25 protein-coding genes and 1 tRNA gene are annotated in these 20949 nt (G+C 33.1%); 9 read left to right on the top strand and 17 right to left on the bottom strand.

The features are described 5' to 3' along the window. The first annotated feature begins 5 nt into the window (after positions 1 to 5). Complete coding sequence (locus QMD61_01075; protein ID MDI6723217.1) at positions 6 to 644, top strand: V-type ATP synthase subunit D; 639 nt, start codon at positions 6 to 8, stop codon at positions 642 to 644. 2 nt (positions 645 to 646) lie between these two features. Then, positions 647 to 1033: a DUF22 domain-containing protein gene (locus tag QMD61_01070; protein ID MDI6723216.1), complete on the top strand. Its 387-nt coding sequence runs from the start codon at positions 647 to 649 to the stop codon at positions 1031 to 1033. Here the strand turns inward: QMD61_01070 and QMD61_01065 are convergent, their stop codons facing one another. Further along, positions 1034 to 1378: a hypothetical protein gene (locus QMD61_01065; protein MDI6723215.1), complete on the bottom strand. Its 345-nt coding sequence runs from the start codon at positions 1376 to 1378 to the stop codon at positions 1034 to 1036. A 91-nt stretch (positions 1379 to 1469) separates the two neighbouring features. Between QMD61_01065 and QMD61_01060 the strand changes: the two genes are divergently transcribed. Beyond that, the gene (locus tag QMD61_01060) at positions 1470 to 1874 is read left to right on the top strand and encodes a DUF61 family protein (protein ID MDI6723214.1); all 405 of its coding nucleotides are present in this window, start codon (positions 1470 to 1472) and stop codon (positions 1872 to 1874) included. A gap of 19 nt (positions 1875 to 1893) precedes the next feature. On the opposite strand, the gene QMD61_01055 is transcribed toward QMD61_01060, so the two are convergent. The 4 genes from QMD61_01055 to QMD61_01040 form a co-directional block, all read right to left on the bottom strand. Further along, complete coding sequence (locus tag QMD61_01055; protein ID MDI6723213.1) at positions 1894 to 2040, bottom strand: hypothetical protein; 147 nt, start codon at positions 2038 to 2040, stop codon at positions 1894 to 1896. 45 nt (positions 2041 to 2085) lie between these two features. After that, complete coding sequence (locus tag QMD61_01050; protein ID MDI6723212.1) at positions 2086 to 3243, bottom strand: ATP-grasp domain-containing protein; 1158 nt, start codon at positions 3241 to 3243, stop codon at positions 2086 to 2088. Positions 3244 to 3271: 28 nt separating this feature from the next. Continuing rightward, a tRNA-Gln gene (locus QMD61_01045) sits at positions 3272 to 3343 on the bottom strand. Between the two features lie 372 nt (positions 3344 to 3715). Continuing rightward, a complete protein-coding gene (locus tag QMD61_01040; GenBank protein MDI6723211.1) occupies positions 3716 to 4378 on the bottom strand; it encodes a Dna2/Cas4 domain-containing protein in 663 nt (220 codons plus the stop codon). Between the two features lie 395 nt (positions 4379 to 4773). Between QMD61_01040 and QMD61_01035 the strand changes: the two genes are divergently transcribed. Further along, the gene (locus QMD61_01035) at positions 4774 to 5121 is read left to right on the top strand and encodes a hypothetical protein (protein ID MDI6723210.1); all 348 of its coding nucleotides are present in this window, start codon (positions 4774 to 4776) and stop codon (positions 5119 to 5121) included. A gap of 85 nt (positions 5122 to 5206) precedes the next feature. On the opposite strand, the gene QMD61_01030 is transcribed toward QMD61_01035, so the two are convergent. From QMD61_01030 to QMD61_00990, 9 genes are all read right to left on the bottom strand, one after another. Then, on the bottom strand, positions 5207 to 5437 hold the full coding sequence (locus QMD61_01030) for a PRC-barrel domain-containing protein (protein ID MDI6723209.1): 231 nt from the start codon (positions 5435 to 5437) through the stop codon (positions 5207 to 5209). A 154-nt stretch (positions 5438 to 5591) separates the two neighbouring features. Continuing rightward, entirely contained in the window at positions 5592 to 5993 is a 402-nt protein-coding gene (locus QMD61_01025; protein ID MDI6723208.1) for a hypothetical protein, read from the bottom strand. Between the two features lie 388 nt (positions 5994 to 6381). Next, positions 6382 to 8715 (bottom strand): ATP-dependent helicase, encoded by a 2334-nt coding sequence (locus QMD61_01020; protein MDI6723207.1) that lies wholly within the window; start codon positions 8713 to 8715, stop codon positions 6382 to 6384. A 36-nt stretch (positions 8716 to 8751) separates the two neighbouring features. Then, a complete protein-coding gene (locus QMD61_01015; protein ID MDI6723206.1) occupies positions 8752 to 9333 on the bottom strand; it encodes a hypothetical protein in 582 nt (193 codons plus the stop codon). Positions 9334 to 9602: 269 nt separating this feature from the next. Continuing rightward, positions 9603 to 10973, bottom strand: a complete 1371-nt coding sequence (locus tag QMD61_01010) for an MFS transporter (GenBank protein ID MDI6723205.1) — start codon at positions 10971 to 10973, stop codon at positions 9603 to 9605. Positions 10974 to 11050: 77 nt separating this feature from the next. Further along, complete coding sequence (locus QMD61_01005) at positions 11051 to 11653, bottom strand: heme-binding protein (GenBank protein MDI6723204.1); 603 nt, start codon at positions 11651 to 11653, stop codon at positions 11051 to 11053. Positions 11654 to 11657: 4 nt separating this feature from the next. After that, positions 11658 to 13862, bottom strand: a complete 2205-nt coding sequence (locus QMD61_01000) for a PEP/pyruvate-binding domain-containing protein (GenBank protein MDI6723203.1) — start codon at positions 13860 to 13862, stop codon at positions 11658 to 11660. Next, positions 13841 to 14353, bottom strand: coding sequence for a pyridoxamine 5'-phosphate oxidase family protein (locus QMD61_00995; GenBank protein ID MDI6723202.1), 513 nt, complete (start codon positions 14351 to 14353; stop codon positions 13841 to 13843). The genes QMD61_01000 and QMD61_00995 overlap by 22 nt, the downstream gene beginning before the upstream one ends. A gap of 17 nt (positions 14354 to 14370) precedes the next feature. Continuing rightward, entirely contained in the window at positions 14371 to 15786 is a 1416-nt protein-coding gene (locus tag QMD61_00990) for a M56 family metallopeptidase (protein MDI6723201.1), read from the bottom strand. A 116-nt stretch (positions 15787 to 15902) separates the two neighbouring features. Here QMD61_00990 and QMD61_00985 point away from each other — a divergent pair, with 116 nt between their 5' ends. Together QMD61_00985 and QMD61_00980 are read left to right on the top strand one after the other, a co-directional pair. Further along, complete coding sequence (locus QMD61_00985; GenBank protein ID MDI6723200.1) at positions 15903 to 16112, top strand: hypothetical protein; 210 nt, start codon at positions 15903 to 15905, stop codon at positions 16110 to 16112. Between the two features lie 90 nt (positions 16113 to 16202). After that, the gene (locus QMD61_00980) at positions 16203 to 17051 is read left to right on the top strand and encodes an HNH endonuclease (protein ID MDI6723199.1); all 849 of its coding nucleotides are present in this window, start codon (positions 16203 to 16205) and stop codon (positions 17049 to 17051) included. Positions 17052 to 17053: 2 nt separating this feature from the next. On the opposite strand, the gene QMD61_00975 is transcribed toward QMD61_00980, so the two are convergent. Further along, on the bottom strand, positions 17054 to 18055 hold the full coding sequence (locus QMD61_00975) for a flippase-like domain-containing protein (protein ID MDI6723198.1): 1002 nt from the start codon (positions 18053 to 18055) through the stop codon (positions 17054 to 17056). A 123-nt stretch (positions 18056 to 18178) separates the two neighbouring features. Here QMD61_00975 and QMD61_00970 point away from each other — a divergent pair, with 123 nt between their 5' ends. The 3 genes from QMD61_00970 (at position 18179) to QMD61_00960 (ending at position 18941) form a co-directional block, all read left to right on the top strand. Then, the gene (locus QMD61_00970; GenBank protein MDI6723197.1) at positions 18179 to 18457 is read left to right on the top strand and encodes a hypothetical protein; all 279 of its coding nucleotides are present in this window, start codon (positions 18179 to 18181) and stop codon (positions 18455 to 18457) included. A gap of 74 nt (positions 18458 to 18531) precedes the next feature. After that, complete coding sequence (locus QMD61_00965; protein MDI6723196.1) at positions 18532 to 18765, top strand: hypothetical protein; 234 nt, start codon at positions 18532 to 18534, stop codon at positions 18763 to 18765. Between the two features lie 2 nt (positions 18766 to 18767). After that, positions 18768 to 18941, top strand: a complete 174-nt coding sequence (locus QMD61_00960; GenBank protein MDI6723195.1) for a hypothetical protein — start codon at positions 18768 to 18770, stop codon at positions 18939 to 18941. 149 nt (positions 18942 to 19090) lie between these two features. Here QMD61_00960 and QMD61_00955 read toward each other — a convergent pair whose 3' ends face one another. Beyond that, complete coding sequence (locus tag QMD61_00955) at positions 19091 to 19804, bottom strand: HEAT repeat domain-containing protein (GenBank protein MDI6723194.1); 714 nt, start codon at positions 19802 to 19804, stop codon at positions 19091 to 19093. A 142-nt stretch (positions 19805 to 19946) separates the two neighbouring features. Beyond that, complete coding sequence (locus QMD61_00950; GenBank protein ID MDI6723193.1) at positions 19947 to 20933, bottom strand: alpha/beta hydrolase; 987 nt, start codon at positions 20931 to 20933, stop codon at positions 19947 to 19949. Positions 20934 to 20949: the final 16 nt, after the last annotated feature.

Raw genomic sequence — 20949 nt, 5'->3', positions numbered from 1 at the left:
ATAAAATGGCACAAGAAATGATTGAAGGAGTAAATCCAACAAGGATGGAACTTCTTAAACTTAAGGACCGTGAAAAGCTTGCAATAAAAGGACATGGTCTTCTTAAAGAAAAGCGAAATGCTCTTATAATGGAGTTTTTCAACATACTTGAACGTGTAAAAGGTTCCAGAGAAAATGTTGAAAATAAGCTTGCAGAAGCTTTCGAAGATCTCACAACCGCCCAGATAGTTATGGGAGATTTAGCTGTTAAAAGAGCTGCTATGTCCGTTAAAGAATCTGTTCATGTCGATATTGATTCAAGAAGTGTAATGGGAGTTGTAGTGCCTATAATTGATACTGAAACTGCAAAAAGAACAATGGTTGAGAGGGGTTACGGATTTGTAGATACCTCTGCAAAACTTGATGAAGCAGCGAGGAAATTTGAAGAAGCTATTACCCTGACAATTGAGCTTGCAGAAATTGAAAAAACCATCATACTCCTTGCAGCAGAAATAGAGTCAACAAAAAGAAGGGTAAATGCATTAGAGCACATCATCATTCCAAGACTGGAAAATACAGTTAAATATATCGAGATGCGTCTTGAAGAGATGGAAAGAGAGAATTTCGTAAGATTGAAGATGATTAAAAAAGCCATGGGGACATAAAAATGGTTAGAATAATCCAGAGACTTGATGAAGTCAAAAGAGAACTTGCAGATTACGAAGCCCAGGCATTAGGTGATTTTAAAGTAGGGACCATCATTGGCAAAATGAGAGCAGTTATAGCTGATGAAAATATACATGTTAAGGCCAATGAGGCAAAATCAATTAAAATTAAGAAGGTCATAATCCCTGAAAATCACATTACATTCTTATCTGCCTATGCAGCCAACAGATATGGACATGCAATAGCAGTGGGTGAAGAAGTTCATCTTCCTCTCAGCATGAAAAAAACTGTTGACCATGCTTCATTTCTTGCAAGTATCGACGGTCAAATAGAAAAAGACGACCTGCTCGGAGTTTTAATACTTCTTCCAGTTGAAATGTTGAAGTAATCAACTCCTTTTTTCTTTTATATCCAATTTAATCTGTATCATATTCTCTTCAACTATTATTTCTGTTTTTATATCATCATTTTCCTTTTCGATATCCCTTAATTTGTAAAATGCATTTGATAAGGAAATGGTATGAAAATAACCTGTTTTATTCTCTGGTTTTGAAGAAATAAGTAACATTGTAGCTCCATTATCATGAATTGTTACATTATAATTAATTCCATTGATATAAATTGCATCTGATAATCTTAAAAGAAGTTTAATGAGTTTAATTGGAAGTCCACTTTTACTTATTATTCTTTTAATTAAGTCATTTTCTCTGCATTGTTCAATATCAATATCCATATTAGCCCCCCTTAGCGCCAAATAAATCATTTCAGTTTATTCTTATTTTATTGAAAATAATTATATCAAACAAAATAAATATAGTTGGTAGATGAGTAAATTAGATCGTGCTGATAATATTCTGAAAAAACAAGTCGTCAGTTTAAACAGACATCTTCCCCGAAGAAGGAAAACACTTGCTGAGCTCTTGCAAGAAGAAAAACCTCACGTATTAGGGGCAGATGGCACAAGACATAGATTTAAGAATGCTGAACTTAAGAAAATAGCATCAATAATTGAAGAAAAAGAATACAAAAACTTGAAACTTCCTATTTATATTGAAATTGAGTCAAGTACATCTGGAGCAAGAATAACAGGAAGACTCGAAACCATGATTGTGTGCAGAATATTGAATATTGATCCATGTAAAAGGGAACTTTTTATATATAGACATGATATAAAAGAGCTAAGGAATGTGTTTCCAACTACTACACAGTATATATTTTTAGTGAGATAAAAAAAATCAAATTTTTTTATTAATTGTAAAGAGGTATTATTTTGAGTATAGATCCATTAGAAGACATTTTAAATGATCCAGATAAACGTGCAAAGCTATATATGGTTTTTCTTGGTACAATGATTCTTTCCACAGTTCTAATTACCATTGGTACTATTGTTTTCATCCTCATACAGCTTGGGATAATTTAGTATTTCCATACTTTTAAATACTAAATATTGACATTTCTGACCATTATTTTCCCAGGATATGGATTAAGTGCACCATATACTTTTTCAACAGTGCGCTTTCCATTATAAATTGCTTCCTCAAGAGTTTTACCACTTTCCACAACTGTAGCTGCAGGTTCATCCTTTTCAATTATTACATTTTTTTCGGGAATATCATATACCCCCCCAAAATTTAAATCTCCAGCAATTGAACGCCATTTAGCAAATACAACCATTTTAACAGCGTATCCTTTTGGTTTGGGAACATCTATTAATGTTCCATTAGATGCTTTAAAGTGTGCATCAAACATGTTTATTCCCAGTACTTCTTCAGCACATTCCAAAGTCCCCTGGAATCTTGGATTAGCCTCAATTACATAAATCTCATCACCAGTATCTATCATATCTACTCCATTTGATCCAACAAGAGATAGTTCCATTATAACATCTTCAGCTAATTTTTTTATTTTGGGATCATCTTTATGAGGCACTATATTTCCACAGTATGCAAATTCATCCGGCTGTCCAAGCCAGCTATCACCAATCAACTGCATACTTGTTAAGATTGTTTTTGCTTCTTCTTTTGTGGATAAAACTGAGGCACTGATACTTTCACCTTTTATAACTTCCTGCAGCATGAATCTACTGAAATCAGAATTTTCAGTGGTTTCCTCAAATCTCCGGATATCTTTACCACCAGCACCAATAACTGGCTTAATAATGAATTTTTTATCTGGATTGTTATCAACTATTTGGGATGCTTCCTGATAAGACGAAATTAAAAAGGTTTCTGGAACATTAAATTTCTTTTTAAGGGATTTATAAAGTTTATATTTATCCTCTACATGTCCTATTTTCTTATTTCCAATTATCTTTGATTCTGGAAATTTTTCTGGCACTGCTCCAGAGCTGCAGAATATATAATCAACATCGTCAACAACTTCATAGGCATATTCATGAAGTAAGTTCGAATCATATTTTTCTGCATAATTACCACATGTTTCATAGGGTAATTGTGATAGTATACATCTTAAATAGTCAGAACACTTAACCAGGTCACTTGTACAAAAATAATCTACAGAATATACTGTATTTCCCATTTTTTTTGCAGAACATGCCACAGGTCGCGTATTTGTACCTACAACAAGTATTTTCTTCATAGGATATACCCCTTTTGTTTTTAAGGGATAGTCCCGAGCGGAGTCGAACCGCCGTCGCCGGTTCCAAAGACCAGCAGGATTACCACTACCCCACGGGACTATACAGACTAAAATAAACAGACTATCTGCGCTGTGGCAAGTCAAATGTTTACTGTTTTTCATATTTAAATATATCGATCCCTTATGTCAATGTAGTATCCATGTATTCAGACTTCATTAATTTCCCCAATACTTATTGAATATTTCATTTTTGACTTTAACACCACATCTGGAGATAATTAGTTTATTTTAGAGTTATAAAGTATTACAGTATTGCATTTTTTTATACCCAATGACATATAACCTTTGCGGAAAAGATATGGAAAACTTATTAATCCTTCCAAAAGATTGAAATAATCTTTTAAAACTAAAATAAAATTATAAAATCAAAATTTCAATAATATCACGCGTCTATAGAATGAATAAGGGTAAATTAAACTCGTCTATCGCATGAATGGTTGAATCTGCATTTAATGCATTTATTAGGATTGTCTGTTGAATTAAAATCTTTTTTACCAGAAATCAATTCATGTATATGGTTAATAATGTCAGTTATTTGTTTTTCAGCCCTTTCATCAAAATATGAAGCCCAGAAAACATTATCAGTCCCTCTCTGGCGTAGAGAAGCAACAATCTTCCTATCTTCTTTACTCATGTCCTTAAATGCCAGACAGTATCCGTATACCTGATTAATACTTGATTGATAAGCGATAGTTCCCGGTTTATCATCTATTATAATAAATTCTTCCGGCGTCATCCATACTTCGTCAATAAATCCTCTTATCCCATAGGTGGCTGAAATTACAGGTAATTCTCTAGATAAAATTTCGGCGGTTTTTGATGTTTCCAGCATCTCATCAAAGGTTGCTGGTTCAGCTTCTTCTTTGAATTTCTCTTCTAAGACCAAATGCTCACGGGATCCCTGAATCATGGCTTTTGTAGGTGCGGTTCTGATTTTACGTACGTTTTCAAGAAAAATACTGTATTCACAGTACCCTTGAGTATTTAACCAGCTGATTGGAAAGTTATTTTTATTCCGGACAATTTTAACCCCTGAAATTGATGGATGTGGAATTAAGTTTGCACCAAATGACATGAATACCGCCCATAATACTTCTATTTTACTCCTTGGTATTATTAGAAGTCTGAAGCAGTATATAAATTATAAGTATAACCAAAAAGTTAGATATAACTCTAATTTTATGTTTATTATAAAAAAGGTATTATCAAGCTCAGATATGAATTCTTCTTAATATTAGTTTTTTTACTAGAATTTCCAATTTCTAGAAACAGTATTATGGGTGCTAGTGTAAAATTTTTATGATAATTTGAAATTTGTTAAAGTATAATTATGACATACTAACATAAATATTAATATTAAGTAGATAAGGGGGAATATATTTGAAAAAATCGGGAATAACTCTTTTCGGATTTTTAGCTATTTTGATGGCAGTTGTTTTTGCTTCTGGATGCATCAACAATTAAACGTTATTGTTCCAGTACAATTTAACAGTAGGAGAAGGTCCAAATTTTATAGGAGTTCAAAATGTAACAATACCCAATGGAACAAATAATGTTAAATTTGTAGGCCAGAATTTAACCAGACTGAATTCCAATATTAATACATCAAATATAATAATATTGATTTTAAACACTGTTCCGGTACAAGGAGCGACTGGCGCAAACTATACAGTAAACATACTCGAACAAAAAACCATTAACCTAGCAAATGAAACCCAACCGCTTAATGTAACATATACATTCAATGAATCCAATATAAAAGGACTTCTAATAACCAATACCAATGCAAAAGGAACTATTCAAATATATACGTCTTAAAACAGAGAAAATCTTAGCTAAAAGGAATAATATTCATTTTTTTATTAATTTCTAATCATCTTATAAACATAGGGATTTTTACTTTTTAGTCCAGTTTTTTAAGTAGTATACTATCCCCAATCTGTTTAACGGCATCACGGGGGATAACTACTTCATTCTTGGATACGCCTAACATTTCAGAAATTCCCCCTTGTCCCAAAACAATTGCTTCAATTTCATTATTGCTCCAGTTTATTTCAACATCTTTTACTTTACCCACAATCATTCCAGAACTGTCTATAACTTCTTTTCCTTTTATTTGTTCGGACACTCTCAATTCTATCACCACGTATTACATGTATAAGTAATTAAATTAGATATTCATAATTATTAATAAAAATGATTATACCTGCATTTCTCTATCTTTAAATAAAAATGATTTAAAATACTATAATAAAATAAAAGAGTTTTCGGGATTTTATTGGTTATTATTATTCCTCTAATGCTTTTATTCTTTCTTCAATTCGTTCAAATTTCTTATTTGCATGTCCTCTAAACTCTTCGAATCTTTTAGCTAGGTCATCCACATCACGAGATACTTTGCCATATCTTTTTTCAAGCTCGCTTAAATCAGACTTTGTGGCTAAAGACCAGTCTTTTATCAGTTGATCACTCCTTTCGTGTAAAAATTCGTCAATTCGTCCAGAAAAAGCATCAGTACTAATTGGCACCTCTTTTACTTTTCCTCTTAATTTTTCACCATATCCAGATACCCTTTCAGTTACACCTGACATCTTACTTTCCCCTTTAACGTTGCTGCTCCTGTATTGCTGAGAAATCCCTTCAGAAACTCTGCTGCCTGCATCTGAAACACCTCTACTTGCTTCACTCAAACTAGATTTAAATGTATCAAATCCTGCGCTACCAGTTCTATTAATCGCTTGAATATAATAATATAGAAGAATTATAACTGCTCCAGCTAAAACCAGAATTGCAAAACTTCGAATAATGTCAGATTAACCCCTCTTTACCTTCAACCTTATTACTTTATTGTATATTTGTATAATATCATTTATACATTTATTGTAAAATTGAAAAACAAACAAGACAAATAAGCGTTGGGTCACTAATAGCCATTGGTATTATCCTTCTAATTCTATTCATACTATTCAGTATTCACAATTTGGCTATTGTGGTTTGCAATATTTGTAATGATAGTATTCGGTCTTATTTCCTAAATATTATGATATATAAAGAAACCATGGCTAAATAATTAAGTTTTCATATATGGAAAAGACCATGAAGTCCTTTCCAGTGCCATTTTTCTTTTCTATCCCATCCTGTGGCCATATTAGGGATATATCTCATTTCACCATTGAAGAAATAACCATCTTTCACTGAATTGAGCCCGACAAGCATCAGAATATTTTTTGAACGGGAAAATGCCACGAAATACTGCCTTATAATGTCATCGAAAGCCCTGTCCAGCCCATCTCGCTCAGGCTTCCCAATTGGAGAGTATTCCCTCATATTATCTTCAATTGTGCATGATTTACCTGGTGTTCCTGGAAATCGCCTGAAAGAATCATATGAATAATTCATTCTAAAATCAGAGCCCACATCAACCACTACAATTGGAAATTCAAGTCCTTTAGACTGATGAATTGACATTACATTTATCTGGTTTTGAGGAAGATCTTCAAGAATATCCAGATCAATATTTATTACACCTATTGCAATTGGAACAAAAATATTCCATATTGCTTCTATAATTGAATCTTTATATCTCCCATTTTTATCATCTAAAATTATATTAGCTCTAAAATCACTAAATAGGCTTGTTTGAGTTATAGTCTTAGTTATAACCTCTACATATACAATTCCTTCAGGATCCTGCATTTCTGGAATCCATCTAACTAATCTGTAAATAAGATCAATGATGGAGACATCATCCCCCATAAGTCCAAATTCTATTTTCCATGTATTCAAAAATTCTTTAATAAATTTATAATCATTATCTTCGTTTTTAACATAATTTAAAGCCCTTGAACGCCAGACGTTAAATCTGTATACTGCATTTTGAGGTAATCCTCTGAGTTCCCTCTGTATTAACCCCTCTGGATCAATACACTCCAGCAGTATACCGCAAAGTATTTCAACAACTTTATTTCGTGCTAAATTCTGTCCGCGAGGATTAAATATTGGTATTTGTGGGTTATATTTACTTAGCTCGTCCTTAAGTAAACAGGGCAGTCTCTGATTGCCTTTAAAATCTAATTCCAGAGGAGAACTGCATAAAATGGCTATATCTCCTGGAGACCAATTTTTTTCATCAATACATATGTTAAATGTTTCATTTCCCTGTTGAAAACTAATTCCATCCCCATGGACGATTTTATCTAAAAAAGAAGCAAGATCCTTTGCAAGGGTTTTTATGTCTTCCCTGAACATTCCAAGAACCGGTAATTCTGTGAAAAATCCTTCACGCGAGGAGACTATTGGTTTTTTACCTTCAATACGTGCTTTTTCATATCCTTTATCTATTTCGATGAATTTATTGCAAAAGTCAACGATATTTTTTGTTGATCTGTAATTTTTTGAAAGATTAATAAAACAGGGCGTTACAGAAATTTCTTCCTCTAGTCTTTGGGCAAAATTTCTGAAAAGTTCTACTGTAGCCCCCCTGAATCTGTAAAGCGATTGATCATCATCCCCTACAACAATAATGCTTCCTTTGTTCTTTATTGCAGCATTTGCTATTTCAAAGTAAATCATTTCTTGAAGCAAATTTGTATCCTGGTATTCATCTACAAGAATTATTTTAATATGCTTTAAAAATTTTTTGAGCCTTCCATTTTGGAGTTTCTTTAAAAATTCATCTTCAAGCATTGAAAAATCAAGAAGTAACCTGTTTTTAAGTTCTTCTGTATAATCTGAAATTGCATCACGAGCTATTTCTGCCCCGGGATGTTTATAATTGTTTGTAAATTCGTTGAAATCAATTCTGTCATGATAAATTCTGTCCTTTATCTCCAGCAGTATCTGACTCATCATTGAAACGTTTAATTGGGATTTAGTGCCCCTAATCTGGTTTAAAAAACTTTTTAACTGTCTGTCTTTTTGACGTTCATGATCCAGAATTCCAACCTTGGTCATCAATGAATTTGAGACAAAATCTTCAATTATTGTGTAAGGTGAATCAGTGGAATCCATGCTTAGAACATCTTCTGATATGCTGTCAATGGTTCCAATTGTTATTTTTTTAAAATTTATTTCATTTAAGTCATTTATTACATCCTTATATTTAGGATTGTTCATGAAACTGGATTTCAGTTTATTTCCCCATTCTATAATTCTGCTTTTCAGTTGAGATGCCGCTTTACGTGTAAAGGTGGTGGCAAGAATGTCTGATGGTTCAATATTTTCTACAAAAATAAATTTTAACACTTTTAGAACCATTACAGTTGTTTTACCGCTTCCAGGCCCTGCAACAATGAATAGAGAATCATATTTTGATGCACTTATGGCTTTATATTGATCAGGGTTTACTTCAGCCCTTATATCCCTTCCAAGCTTATTTACCACTATTTTTTCAAAATCAGAATACTTTATCATGAAATCATTCATAAAATAGTTAAAATAAAAAACTATTTATTCATCTTCTTTTGCGATTATATCCTTTTTACCAATCCTGCTCTTGAGCATGGTCCAGAAATCCTTATCTTTATTTGGTTTTAATTCATTTTCAAGGATCATGGCCTTATTCAATTCTCTTTCGTAGTTTTCACTGAGTTTTTTATTTTCTGCTTCCTTTAATTCTAATTTTCTTTTTAATTCAGTGTTTTGAGCTTCTAATTCCTGGAGTTTTGATGCAAAAGATCTGTATTTTTTATTGGCTTTTGTATGTTTGCTCAGGAGTTCCTTATAGGATTTTGATAGTTCATTGTGTTTCCATTCAAGTTCCTTGAATTCCTTCCTGTATTCACCAATGTTTCTTTCATATCCTTTAAGCTTACTAATATATTCCTTTACTGCCCATGTATCCTCTACCCCAAAGAGTTCCTTAAAATATTTTTCGGGTATTATGAGTACTCCTTCCTTGCATTCAAGATTATCCGTTCTTTTAAGAGGTATGAGGTACTGGTTATATTCGTAAACCTTTTGTTTACCGCCTACCATCTTTTTTGCTTTCTTTTTGTAGCACTTTACAAAGGTTTTAATTATCTGTACCATTTGGTCACAACTCCAGAGTTGAAGTCTGTATTATTTGAAATAATTGGAGCATGTTAAACTCTCAGTTGTTTTATATTGTGTTTTACACATATATATTCCCAACTCGCCCCATGCAATATGTTTCTTTTTAGTATTTTTATATCTTATCATCTAATTCTAAGTAATACAAAAATGATGGGTTTTATTTAATATCAGTTTTAATTTACCTTGTTTAAATGAACTATTTTAAAAAAAAAGAAAATTCAAATTATCATGTTATAAATAATGATTTATCCCTTCATGGTTTCAACCTGTTCCTTGCGGCCTTTAAGTCCGATAGTTAAAAATAAAATAACAATTGCTACAAAGGCAACAGTTATATATGCAAGTTCATAACCAGCATAATTACTTCCTTTAGATGCTATAATTCCACCAACTAAGGCTCCTCCAACCAACTGGCCAGCGCTGGAATTTATGTTAATTAAAGCCTGTCCAGATGCCCTGTATTGCGGAGGGCTTTCAGACAACATTATATACCTCAAAGGAGCTCCAATAATTGTAATCAGTCCCATGCCCACAATAATTCCTGATAATATGAATAAATAAAAAGATGAAGCAAAGAAACTTAAAATAAGCAGGCCTGTAATTAATATTAAACTACCAGAAAGCATCACTTTTTTGGAACCATATTTATCAAGCAACTTTCCAATTACAGGAGCACTAACAGCCATTGCAATAACCAAGGGAAGCACCATTAAACTCGCCGTAGATGCAGATAAAGATAATGAAATCACTGCAAATGATGGTAAAAATACAATGGCCACCTGGCTTAAACCAGAACCTATGGATATGCCAGTTGCAAGCTTAACTTCCCTGTTTTTTAATAGATTAATCTGAATCACCGGGTCTTCAGCGCTTTTTTCAACTTTCCATAAAACAGGTAATAATAGCATTGAAATCAGTAAAAAAGGCCAAACATAGATAGATTTAATGCTTTCTGCAAAATTACTTGTATCTATTTGATTTACGCCAAATGCAAGCGCAGCAACAAGAACTCCCAGCACAATGGTTCCATACCAATCAAAGCCAGGAACCCATTGTCTTTTTGTTTTGGGAAGTATAATATAACCTGCAGCAATGATCACTGCCGCAATTGGAATATTTATTAGAAACAGCCATTGCCATCCATAATTTAAAACCAAACCTCCCAGAATCGGACCAAAAACTGCTGATAACCCAAATACAGAACCTATGATTCCCAGGGCAGAACCTCTTTTTTCTGGAGGAAATGTATCGCCTATAAAAGCACTGGCAACAGGGAATATTCCTCCAGCCCCAAAACCTTGTACAGCTCTTCCAAGAAGTAGCATCTCAAATGAAGTTGAAAATGCAGTTATAATAGAACCAGCAGCAAATAAAGCAATGTCAAAAATATAGACTGGTCTTCTACCGTACATGTCTGACAATTTAGCCATTAATGGAGTTCCTATCATAAAAAAAAGGATATATATGGCAAAAATCCATGAGAGAATCCTCTCATTAATTCCAAAAAAAGATTTAATAGCAGGTAGTGCAGGACCCACAATTCCTATGTCCAGTGCACCCATAAAAACGCCGATAAAAAGCAGTAGTAATATTCTGTTCCTCTGTCCATTGTCCATGATAATATTTTTCTCTTTATTATATTTAAAATCCTTTAAAAGATTTAAAATTAGAATTTAATATTTATACGATTATTTTAGATGTCCACCAGTATTTCATTTCGTCTTAAAAATCCTGGAACTGCTGGATTATTGTATTGTGCTACAATAAAGTTTGATTTCGGCTGAATATTATTTTTTTCCAGCCATTTCTTTAATTCCTCGATTTTTTGCCTTGCAAGTTTCTCTTTAACTCTTCCTTTGAAGCGAAGCGAAGCCACTCTTTCATTTTTAACTTCTTCAAACTTAATTCTTTTATCATCAGGCTCTGGAAGCGTATCAAGTGTATATTTTGCAGGCATCACAAAAGATATACGGTGAATATTCCCTGTTTTTTCTTCAATAACAGGAGTGGTCATTTTTATTTTCTCAGATTCCTTTAATGACTCCTCAGTTACAGGTGTTGTCATGGCAATCTTTTCTGATTCCCTTTTCTCTTCAGTAACCGGTGCGGTCATTTCTATACTTGAACGCTTTCTATTCCCCCCAAAAATATAGTTAGCCAGTATTGAAAATCCAATTCCCATAGCATCATCGAATGATGCATCTAAATCTACATGGGCCAGTATATGGTCTGCATACATTCTTATTTCGAAATTATCATCCTTAATTTCCACTTCATAAGCAAGTGTCTCGGTCATATTCTCACCACTCTTTAATTTCCTCAAAACCCCTTTCTAAATTAAATTCGGGCTCTCCAATAATAACCAGACCCAGATATCCATTTACAGTGATTAAATCTCCATTATTGATAATTTCAGTTGCCTTGCTGACCCCATTTACAGAGGGTATACCCATCTCTCTGGCAATTATCGAGCTATGAACCAACATTCCACCCCTTCTTTCTACTATCCCCGAAGCAAGGGCCATTAAAAATGTCATTTGTGGCTGAACAGCATCACAAACTATTATTTCTCCCGATTCAAGCTTTGAAAAGTCAGCTAAGGAACTGATGATCCTTGCCTTACTGGTTACAATACCTGGAGATGAGGGCTGACCTATTAGCTGCCTTGGTTTATAGTTTATATTGCTTTTTTCTTCTTTTTTTAAGTTATCTATATCTAAATACACATTTTTATCTATTAATCCATTATATATAGCTTTCCAGTTTTCAGGAATCAAATCCACATCAAAATCTATACGTTTTTCTTTTACAAGGATTTTTTTACCTTTATTTAAAAAAATCAGGAGCTGATTTTCCACTTTCCCAAAGAGAATGTTATCATCATCCCTTAGCTTCCAGCTTAATCTTCCCATTCTAAGGTTTTCTTCAACTTCTGCCCTTCTTGATTCTCCAGCAGCAGAATAAAGTTTATCTAAATATTCATGTGCTTTACTATCAGTAATTTGCGCTCCTCTCAGTTCTTGATTAGATAATTTTATTATGTTTCCCAGAATAACCTCAGGATATTCATTCATTGGTTTTTTATTGTAGGAAACATCCATATAAGTGTCCAGAAGATTAACGAATTTATATCTAAACTCATCATCTATCTGTAAAAGATTTCTCATCAATTTTTTGCCTTTAAGACTAACAATAGCACTTATTCTATTTTTCAAATCCGGATTTTCATTTAAAACTTTGGCAAGACCTAATAATTCCCTGTTTCTCTTTGATGCAATCAGTTCATTACTTTTTAATATTTCCATGAATTCATATGGATCATCAGGCTTAACAAGGTCGTTATAGAAAGTACCAAAATTTCTAATGCCGTGGGCAAATGGAATGAATTCATTCCAGTAAATATCCTTCCATTTAAAATAGATTTTTGCCCTTTCTTTAATTTTTTGAGCTAGTTGCATTCTGCTTATACCATCAGGGCTTTCTTTAGAAAGTTCAATGCCTTCCCTTTCAAGCTGGGGAATCAATTCATTTTCAATTCTTTTTGAAAGCGCTTTAAGATTATTCAGAGAAGGAGTAAGTGTTAAATACCATTGTCTGTCTTCATCTTGATCATTTAAACCCGTAATTGGCCTTACCTGTAAAACTGTGAAATCATCCCCTTTTCCAGTCCATTCTACATCGACAGGGAATCCGAAGATATTTTCTATTTTTAAAATCATTTCTCCAATATTTTTAACATCTAAAAATGACATAAGTGATTTTTCTGATGGCTTTAGATGGTTGATTATTTCACCATTATTCCTGTTAATGAACCATTTTTGAGGTTCAACTTCATTATCAACAAGCTTACTTAAAAAACCACTTACTGCCTCAATGATTAGGTTTTGGGTTCCATTTCGAGGATCCTTTGAAAATGCAAGTCCTGAAACAGGTTTTTTATCCATTTTTTGCACTAAAACAGCGATAGAACTGTTAATAGAGTCAAGTGATAACTCTTCTCGATACAATATTGCCCTATCACTCCACAAAGAAGCCCATACAAGTTTTATAGCCTTTAAAATCTCATCAATTCCCTTAACGTTGGTATAAGACTCATGAATACCCGCAAAAGAGTAAATAAAAGAATCTTCAGCTGGTGAGGATGACCTTACAGAAAATTTTATATTTCTACCAAAGCTTTCAATTTCTTTCTTTACAAGTCCTTCTATATGCAGAGGCATTTTCGCCTTTAAAAATGCAGATCTTATTCTTAATGAAGCATCCCATATTTCTTCCCACCTCATATCCTCAAATGACTTCTTGAAAACTTCCATATCTATTATATGGAATAAATTATTCTCAATAATAAAATTACTGTAACCTTCAGTGGTTATACAAAATCCCTGAGGAACTCTAAATCCTCTGTTTAAAATGAGGGATAAATTCCTTGTTTTTGACCCAACAAGGTCGTTATCAAAATTTTGAGCCTCGGAAAGTGATATTATTATCCTTGGTGAGGACTCCACTCCATAACCTCCTGAAACCTTCTAACAAAAAAATATCTGTAAACATCTACCAGTATCACTGCAGTTGAGGGGGCTCCTACAAACGATTTTAAATAAGGATGCTTTTTAATTAAAATACCTTCCCATTCATCTCTTTCTTTCAAATCTAAAACCTTCGCTTTACCTGTAATGGTAACTGCACTAATCCTGTTAACGCTTTGAGGCATTCTTGACCGATTATCTATTAAAAGAGCTACATTTAAAGATTTAGAAAGTAAATTAAATTTTCTTGTCTCTCTGGGAGTAGCAAAAACAATGTTTTTAAAATCAGGAGAAGCAGAAAAGCTTATGATAGATGCATACGGCTGTCCATGGCCCTGGGTGGCTAAAACAGCGAAATTCTCTAAATCAAGTAATTTTCTTATCTCATCTTTAATTTTAAAATCATCTTCTGTGCAAAATTCATCTCTGGATAAATCAGCACACATGGGCTCATCATATTTCTTCTGCATTCTATTTGCTCCCAAAATTATCTAAACGCAGCAATAAAACCATTAAAAACATCTTTAGCCGATTGGATTAAAGGATTTTTCGCTTCTACAGGAGTTTTCATCTTTTCCAATCTATCTATCCTGAAATAAATAGGTGGATGTGGATCCCATGCCAGCCATCCTGGAATTCTGGATCTTGAAACTCTTTCAAGCTGAAGCCTTTTATAAGCAATTTTTCTAAGGGCCTCTGCCAGTACTTCGGGTTTACCTATTTTAATTGCAGATAAAAGATCTGCCCTGGTTTCAAAGAACTTGGCAACAAAGAAAATAAGTGCAAATGCAAAAATTATGTAAATTAATGGAGAAATAATCACAATAGGAAGTAGAATTGTAAATCTCAATATAAATTCACCTGTAATTATACTGAAAAGTATAATTGGGTCTCTTCCTTGAAGATGTCCCATTTCATGACCAACCACGCTTAATATCTCATCATCATCAAGATGAACCAGCAATCCCGTTGTGATAAGCACCAATCCCCTGCTTGGACTTGGACCTGTGGCTGCTGCATTGGGAACCATTGTATTTGAAATAACAATTTTTGGAGTGGGTAGATCAAAGCTATCTGCAGCCTTTTTAACAATTTCATAAACATTTACCACCTTTGAAATACTACTACGGGGATTGCAGTGAAAACCATATTTTTCAAGTATTTTATCCCCAATTTCACATGTCGGGTAAGTTTTCTTGGCCAGAGTTCTGTCATAAATCTCTTTTTTCATCTGCAAAACTGTTTCTTCCCCAAATTTTTCCTGAAATTGCTTAAATTCTTCTACGGGAAGTTGATATTCCAGTATATGAACATAAGGATTTTCAGGGGTGATTCGCCAGTTGCTCTGTCTTGCAAGTATTTTATCTGCAAACAATACTATTAGGAACTGTGAAGCCAAAATAACTATCACTGCATAAATCCCAATAAAAAGGAATAAGATAATGTTAAAAGCAAAAAATCCAATATAAATTAGGAGTAGATTGCTGCTAAAAAGCCTGTTAGAAGCTTTTTTTCTTGTTGTAGGTGGCTTTTCAGGTATTATTTTCTCTCCTTCAACCCATGAAAAATAAAGTGTTGAACTCAGGACATTTTCTTCATAAGCGTGGACAATAAAGTACAGATCATCTTTAATTTTTTCAGCAAATTCTTTAGGGGTTGTTTCATCCCTTATTAATTTAATTTCAACCGGATTTCCGGGTTTAATAATTGTTTCAACCATATAACCCTTAAGAGAATCTTTGGCTAAAAATAAAAGCATTTCTTTTGTTTTTTGGATGTCCTGAAAATATTCAGGGCGTGCTTTTAAATAATTTTCGTAAATAAAGTCTAAAATCTCTTTATGGTAGTTGGGAGATATCTCATTCTCAATGAAATACGTTTCAACTGCTTTATTTTCTATCATTACATAATAATATTGCATTTTATTTGTTTAATAATTTTGCAATTATACAATGGAAAAATTCTAATATATCAACATAGTTAAATAAATACAAATAAAAAAAATATTGGAGCGTTTAAATGAGTTATAGAGGTGCTTTTGGCCATTATAATAAGGGTAAAATAAATTTAGACAGCTCAAATGAAAATTTTGAGCCTTTACAAGATGGAGAAGAGGTTATTATCTTCTCTTCCAGTCAGTTTAAGGAATGGGTTGAAAGATTACAGGAACAGATAATTGATATTGAAAATTTTGACAGGGATACACTTAATTTCTTGATGAGATACTGACTTCTTTTAAAAAGAATAATTCACCCTCCATTGAACTTCAAACATCTCCATTAAACATAATTCTAATGTCTGCAGAATAAAAGTGAAATTATGGATACCATTACTCTTTTTTGGGAATTTAAATATAAAAAAGCAAAAATCATCGATGAATTATGGAATTTTACCCAGAATTATCTGGAAGAAAATTTAAATGACAGTATGGAATGTAAAGATGAATTAAAGCTTTTAGAAGGTTTAGAAACTACAGAAAGATATATTTCCCTTATCGATGAACTGAATCAGACTAATGAAAACCTTAATGAACTTTATATTGAATTTTTAAAGGCAGAATGTGATGGTAATCTCAAAAAAGACAAAATCATTGCCTTAAAAGAGAAATTTCAGGGTGAAATTAGAACGTCAGAGATTGTAAAGGCTGTAGGTTGTAGTAAGGACTATGCAAGACAATTTAAATTAATTGATGGTAAAGTAGAACAGAAAGAAAAACGAAGGACACTTTCCAAGAAAATAAAGGGAGAAATCCTTAAAAGGGATAATTATTCATGTGTGGTATGCAGAGAATTAAAGGATCTCGAGATTCATCATATAATGGCAATAATGGGTTCTTCAATAAAGGAATTAGATGATCATGATAATCTGGTTACATTATGCAAAGAATGTCATTACCTGGCCCATAAAGGAGATTATTATAAAAATTTAGCTTATAAAGATATTGAAGACTTCTGGAAATGGACCAAAAATACTGAAAAGACTAAAATATGGCTACTTTTAAAAGATATCCATGGAATAGGCTCTAAAATCACCGAAAATATTTATGATAAATTTAAAAGTGTAGAAGAACTCCAAAAGGCAGATATCAGAAACATAGCTCGGGTTCGGCTGGTTAATAAATCTCTGGCAACTAAAATTAAATTCAAGCTGGATAACCCCTACTTTTAAGGTTATTTGGAAGTCTGAATACTGTAAATATATCCTTTCAAGTCTCCCATAATTCCCCTAGCATAAAATAGTGAAAAAATAATTCCCATTAAGTTGATAAGCCAGAAAGATATGAATCTATCCACAATAGCAATACTGGCACTTGCAGCCCCTGGAATTCCAAAAAACATGCATAATCCTGTTAAAGATATTTCAACAGCACCTATGCCTCCAGGAAGTGCAGTGACGATCCCTGCTATATTAGCAAGCAGCAATATTAAAATTACTGCAACCATGTTAATATCAATATTGAAAGCATAGAAAACAAGTAAAAGACGCAAACATTCCAACAGCCATGAAATAACGGTTAATATCAATATTACTGACATATTTTTACTATTACTGTAAGATCTTGTGTAATTAACCATTCCTTTTAACCCATTGGTGATTTTATGGTAGATATTATCTAAAAATTGTTCATTAACTGGTAGTTTGGATAGAACAAAATGGATTTTTTCATATATCCATATACTTGATCCTTCCATCCAGTTTAAAAAGTAAATAACAGTTAAAGTTACCAGTATTAAACCAGCGCCAATTAAAGCAATTAAACGTATTTTTTCTATAAAAACTGCTGATAAAACCAGTAAAATACCTACTATAACTAAATCTGCAAATCTTTCTGTCAACCCTGCAGATAAGCCTTCGTGTAAACTTATTTTATTAATTTTTTTACCTGCAATAGCGCTTAAAGCTATCCCTCCAGTCCTCATAGGGCTTAGATTACTGCCTAAAAGTCCAATAACCCTTACAACAAAATTATCTTTAAATTCAAAGGGCATGTTTATTATGTATCCCCATCTCACTGATTTTACAAAGATAGCTAAAAGATAAACAGCAATCGCCGCGATGAAATAAGTTTTATTGATATCTTTTATTGTATAATATAAATTTACAGGACCTATTAACAAAATAAGAATTAATATAAGGGCCAGTCCCACAATAAAGATGTAAAAGCGTTTCATATATTCCTCACTAATTTCATACTTAAGGTAACAACTAAAATAAATCAACTTCCATACAATTAAACTTAACTGAAATGTATATTAAAATGTATTAATTTTGGTATCCTAATTATAATTGGTGAAATGAATAAATTACAGTTATTAGCTTTATTTAAAATGGGAAGATTCTTTGTATTGGTTGCAGGATTAATTGCCTATGCATTGGATTTATCCATGACCTACCATTATCTTGGATTTTTAGACCCATTTAAAGCTACAATAGGGCTTATTATCCTGATTTCTGCCACTTTAGCAGCCCATTACGCCAATGAATATGTTGATGTGGATACAGATTCATTAACTCGCAGGACTTGGTTTTCAGGAGGAAGTGGAGTATTACCTTCAAAAATTTTCAATTTTTGAGGTTCAGAAAATAGAATTTTCTTTAACCTTCCAAAATAATTCCTGAATCATGGGCCTTAATTGCTGCCGTGTCTTTGGCCATAATGTGCATCATAATAACTTCATTATCATTTTATTTTGGATATTTATCTTCATATGGAGTTTTAGTTGCTGCAATTGGGTTGATTGGGGGATGGTTTTATCCTATGCCTCCTCTGCAGTTAGAAAGAACATCTCTGGGGGAAATTGATAATGCGATTTTAGGAGGATTCCTAATGCCTTTAATTGCCTATGTGCCACAAATCGGTTCATTCCACATAAGAGAATAATAATGCTTATTCCTATTGTTTTTGCAGTTTTTGTAAACCTTCTGGGAGTTCATTGGGCCGATAGAGATGCAAATGCATCTGTTGGAAAGAAAACCCTGGTGGTAAATTTAGGCAATAGAGTTAGAATAGTTCATGCTGTTTTTACAGGCCTTATTTATGGTATTTCACATTATTAATATTTTTAGTTCCATTAAAAGTAGTCTTTGCTATTTTTTTAACTTTTCCATTTGCTTTATGGTCTATAATCAAATTTGGGAACGGTCAAATGTCCAGTTCATTTTTAATGAATTCCGTGATGATTTTTGCATCCATAGGATTTATTGTTTCATGATTTCAATCTGGCTTTTATCTCATCCATCGCTTCTTTTAATGCATTTTCAAATTCCTGAGATTCTCCCTTTGAATTTTTCAGTGCAGAAGCAAGATATGAGAGTGCGGATTCGTCTCCAATCATACTTAATGCATTTGCTGCATTGACCCTCACAAAATAATTTTCATCACTTAAAGAATTAACCAGAGACTTTACCGCCAAATTACTGCCGATCTTACCAAGAGATGTTACAGTGCATGCCCTTAATAAATAATCATTTTCCTCTAAAATATTTTTTAAAGGTTCTACAGCCCTTTCATCACCCAGATCACCAAGAGCGTCCACCACTTCACATTTAACATTTAAACATCCGTCCTTTAACGCTTCAATTATGGGTTCAACTGCTCTTTTATCACCTATTGCACCAAGAGCCAGTGCGGCAGTTTCTCGAACATGCCAGTGATCATCCTTTAAGACCCTGATTAAATGATCGACAGCCTTTTTATCACCGATTCTACCAAGTGAAAGTGTGGCTGCCTTTCGAATAGGCCAGTATTCATCATTTAACATTTCGATTAAAGGTTCAACCGCATCTCCTGCTCTTAAATCCCCTAAAATATACACTGCTTTTTCTCTGATTCTTTTATCCTCATCTGGACTTAATGTTTTTATAAGGCCTTCAATATCTTTTTCATTCCTCATTTTTTCTAAATCTTCTTTAGAAACCATTCTAGCACCACACTAATCAAAAAGATCTGAATTGATGAATTCATCAAAACATATATTTATTTTTCAAGTTTAATAGTCCTTTACCCTATAATCAAACTATTGAATTAAATAGAAAAAGATCCTTTTTACTTAAATCATAAATTCAAGGTTTATCCATAACTATCATTTTATTTACAGATTTTCCATCACTCCATGTACCCATATACCTTTGATTTGAAGTGTTTCCTAGGGCATAATCACGGTTTACTCCATAAAATGCCGCATCAGTTAAACCATCAAATAATTTCCATGTTCCATAATAATCTAAAGCATTTACCATGACCGAAAAATAGGAAGTTCTTAAAACTGCAAGAGGGGCAAAATGATCCGCAATTAAAGCCGGATGTCCGCGTATATCTGATTTTAAAATAACATAATCCTTATTTTTCCATGGGATCTGTTTGGTCTCTTTAAAAATTTTGATTGCATCTTCATCTCCAGTTATATTATCCTTATCTCCAGATAATGTAATTAACAGAGTTTCTTCAGGTATTTTACTTAAATTTTCAAGTACTGGCCCAACAGGATCGTTAGAAGTCCTGTGCTTTCCCGGTTGAACACAAAATACTGCTTTAGGCCTTGGTATACTGTTGGATGATGCCAATACAGCCATGTTAATGCTTATAATGCCTCCAACAGAATGTCCAACAATTGCAAATTTATCCAACTGAGGACGAACGTGATTCCCTTTATTCAATTCTTTTATGGCACTTTTAACTGAATCCATTGCATTTGGAGTAAAATCATCTGATGGAGTGAAAATATTTTCCTGATAACGCGGATAAATGACTATATTACCCCTTCTTACAATATGCATTATCCATGCCTGGTAAAATTCAGGATTAGTAGCTGCCCATCCGTGATTAAAAACTATGATAGGGGCAGAATAAGGTTTTGGTGAACCGGGCTCATATATCCAGTATTGACTGGCCCCTTCACCATATGTAGTTTTTATAACCTCCGAGTGACCGTATTCAAGACTTCCAGGACCCGTAACTGGGGCGGAAGGTGCTTTAGGGATGTTAACCCAGCCTAATATAATTAATAAAAGAATAACTGCAAATAGGGGGATTATAATCTTTCTGAACATTTCCCTATTTTGAAAA

The sequence above is a fragment of the Methanobacterium sp. genome, assembly GCA_030017655.1.
Lineage (GTDB): Archaea > Methanobacteriota > Methanobacteria > Methanobacteriales > Methanobacteriaceae > Methanobacterium_D.
This window is presented reverse-complemented; position numbering and strand designations above follow the sequence as displayed.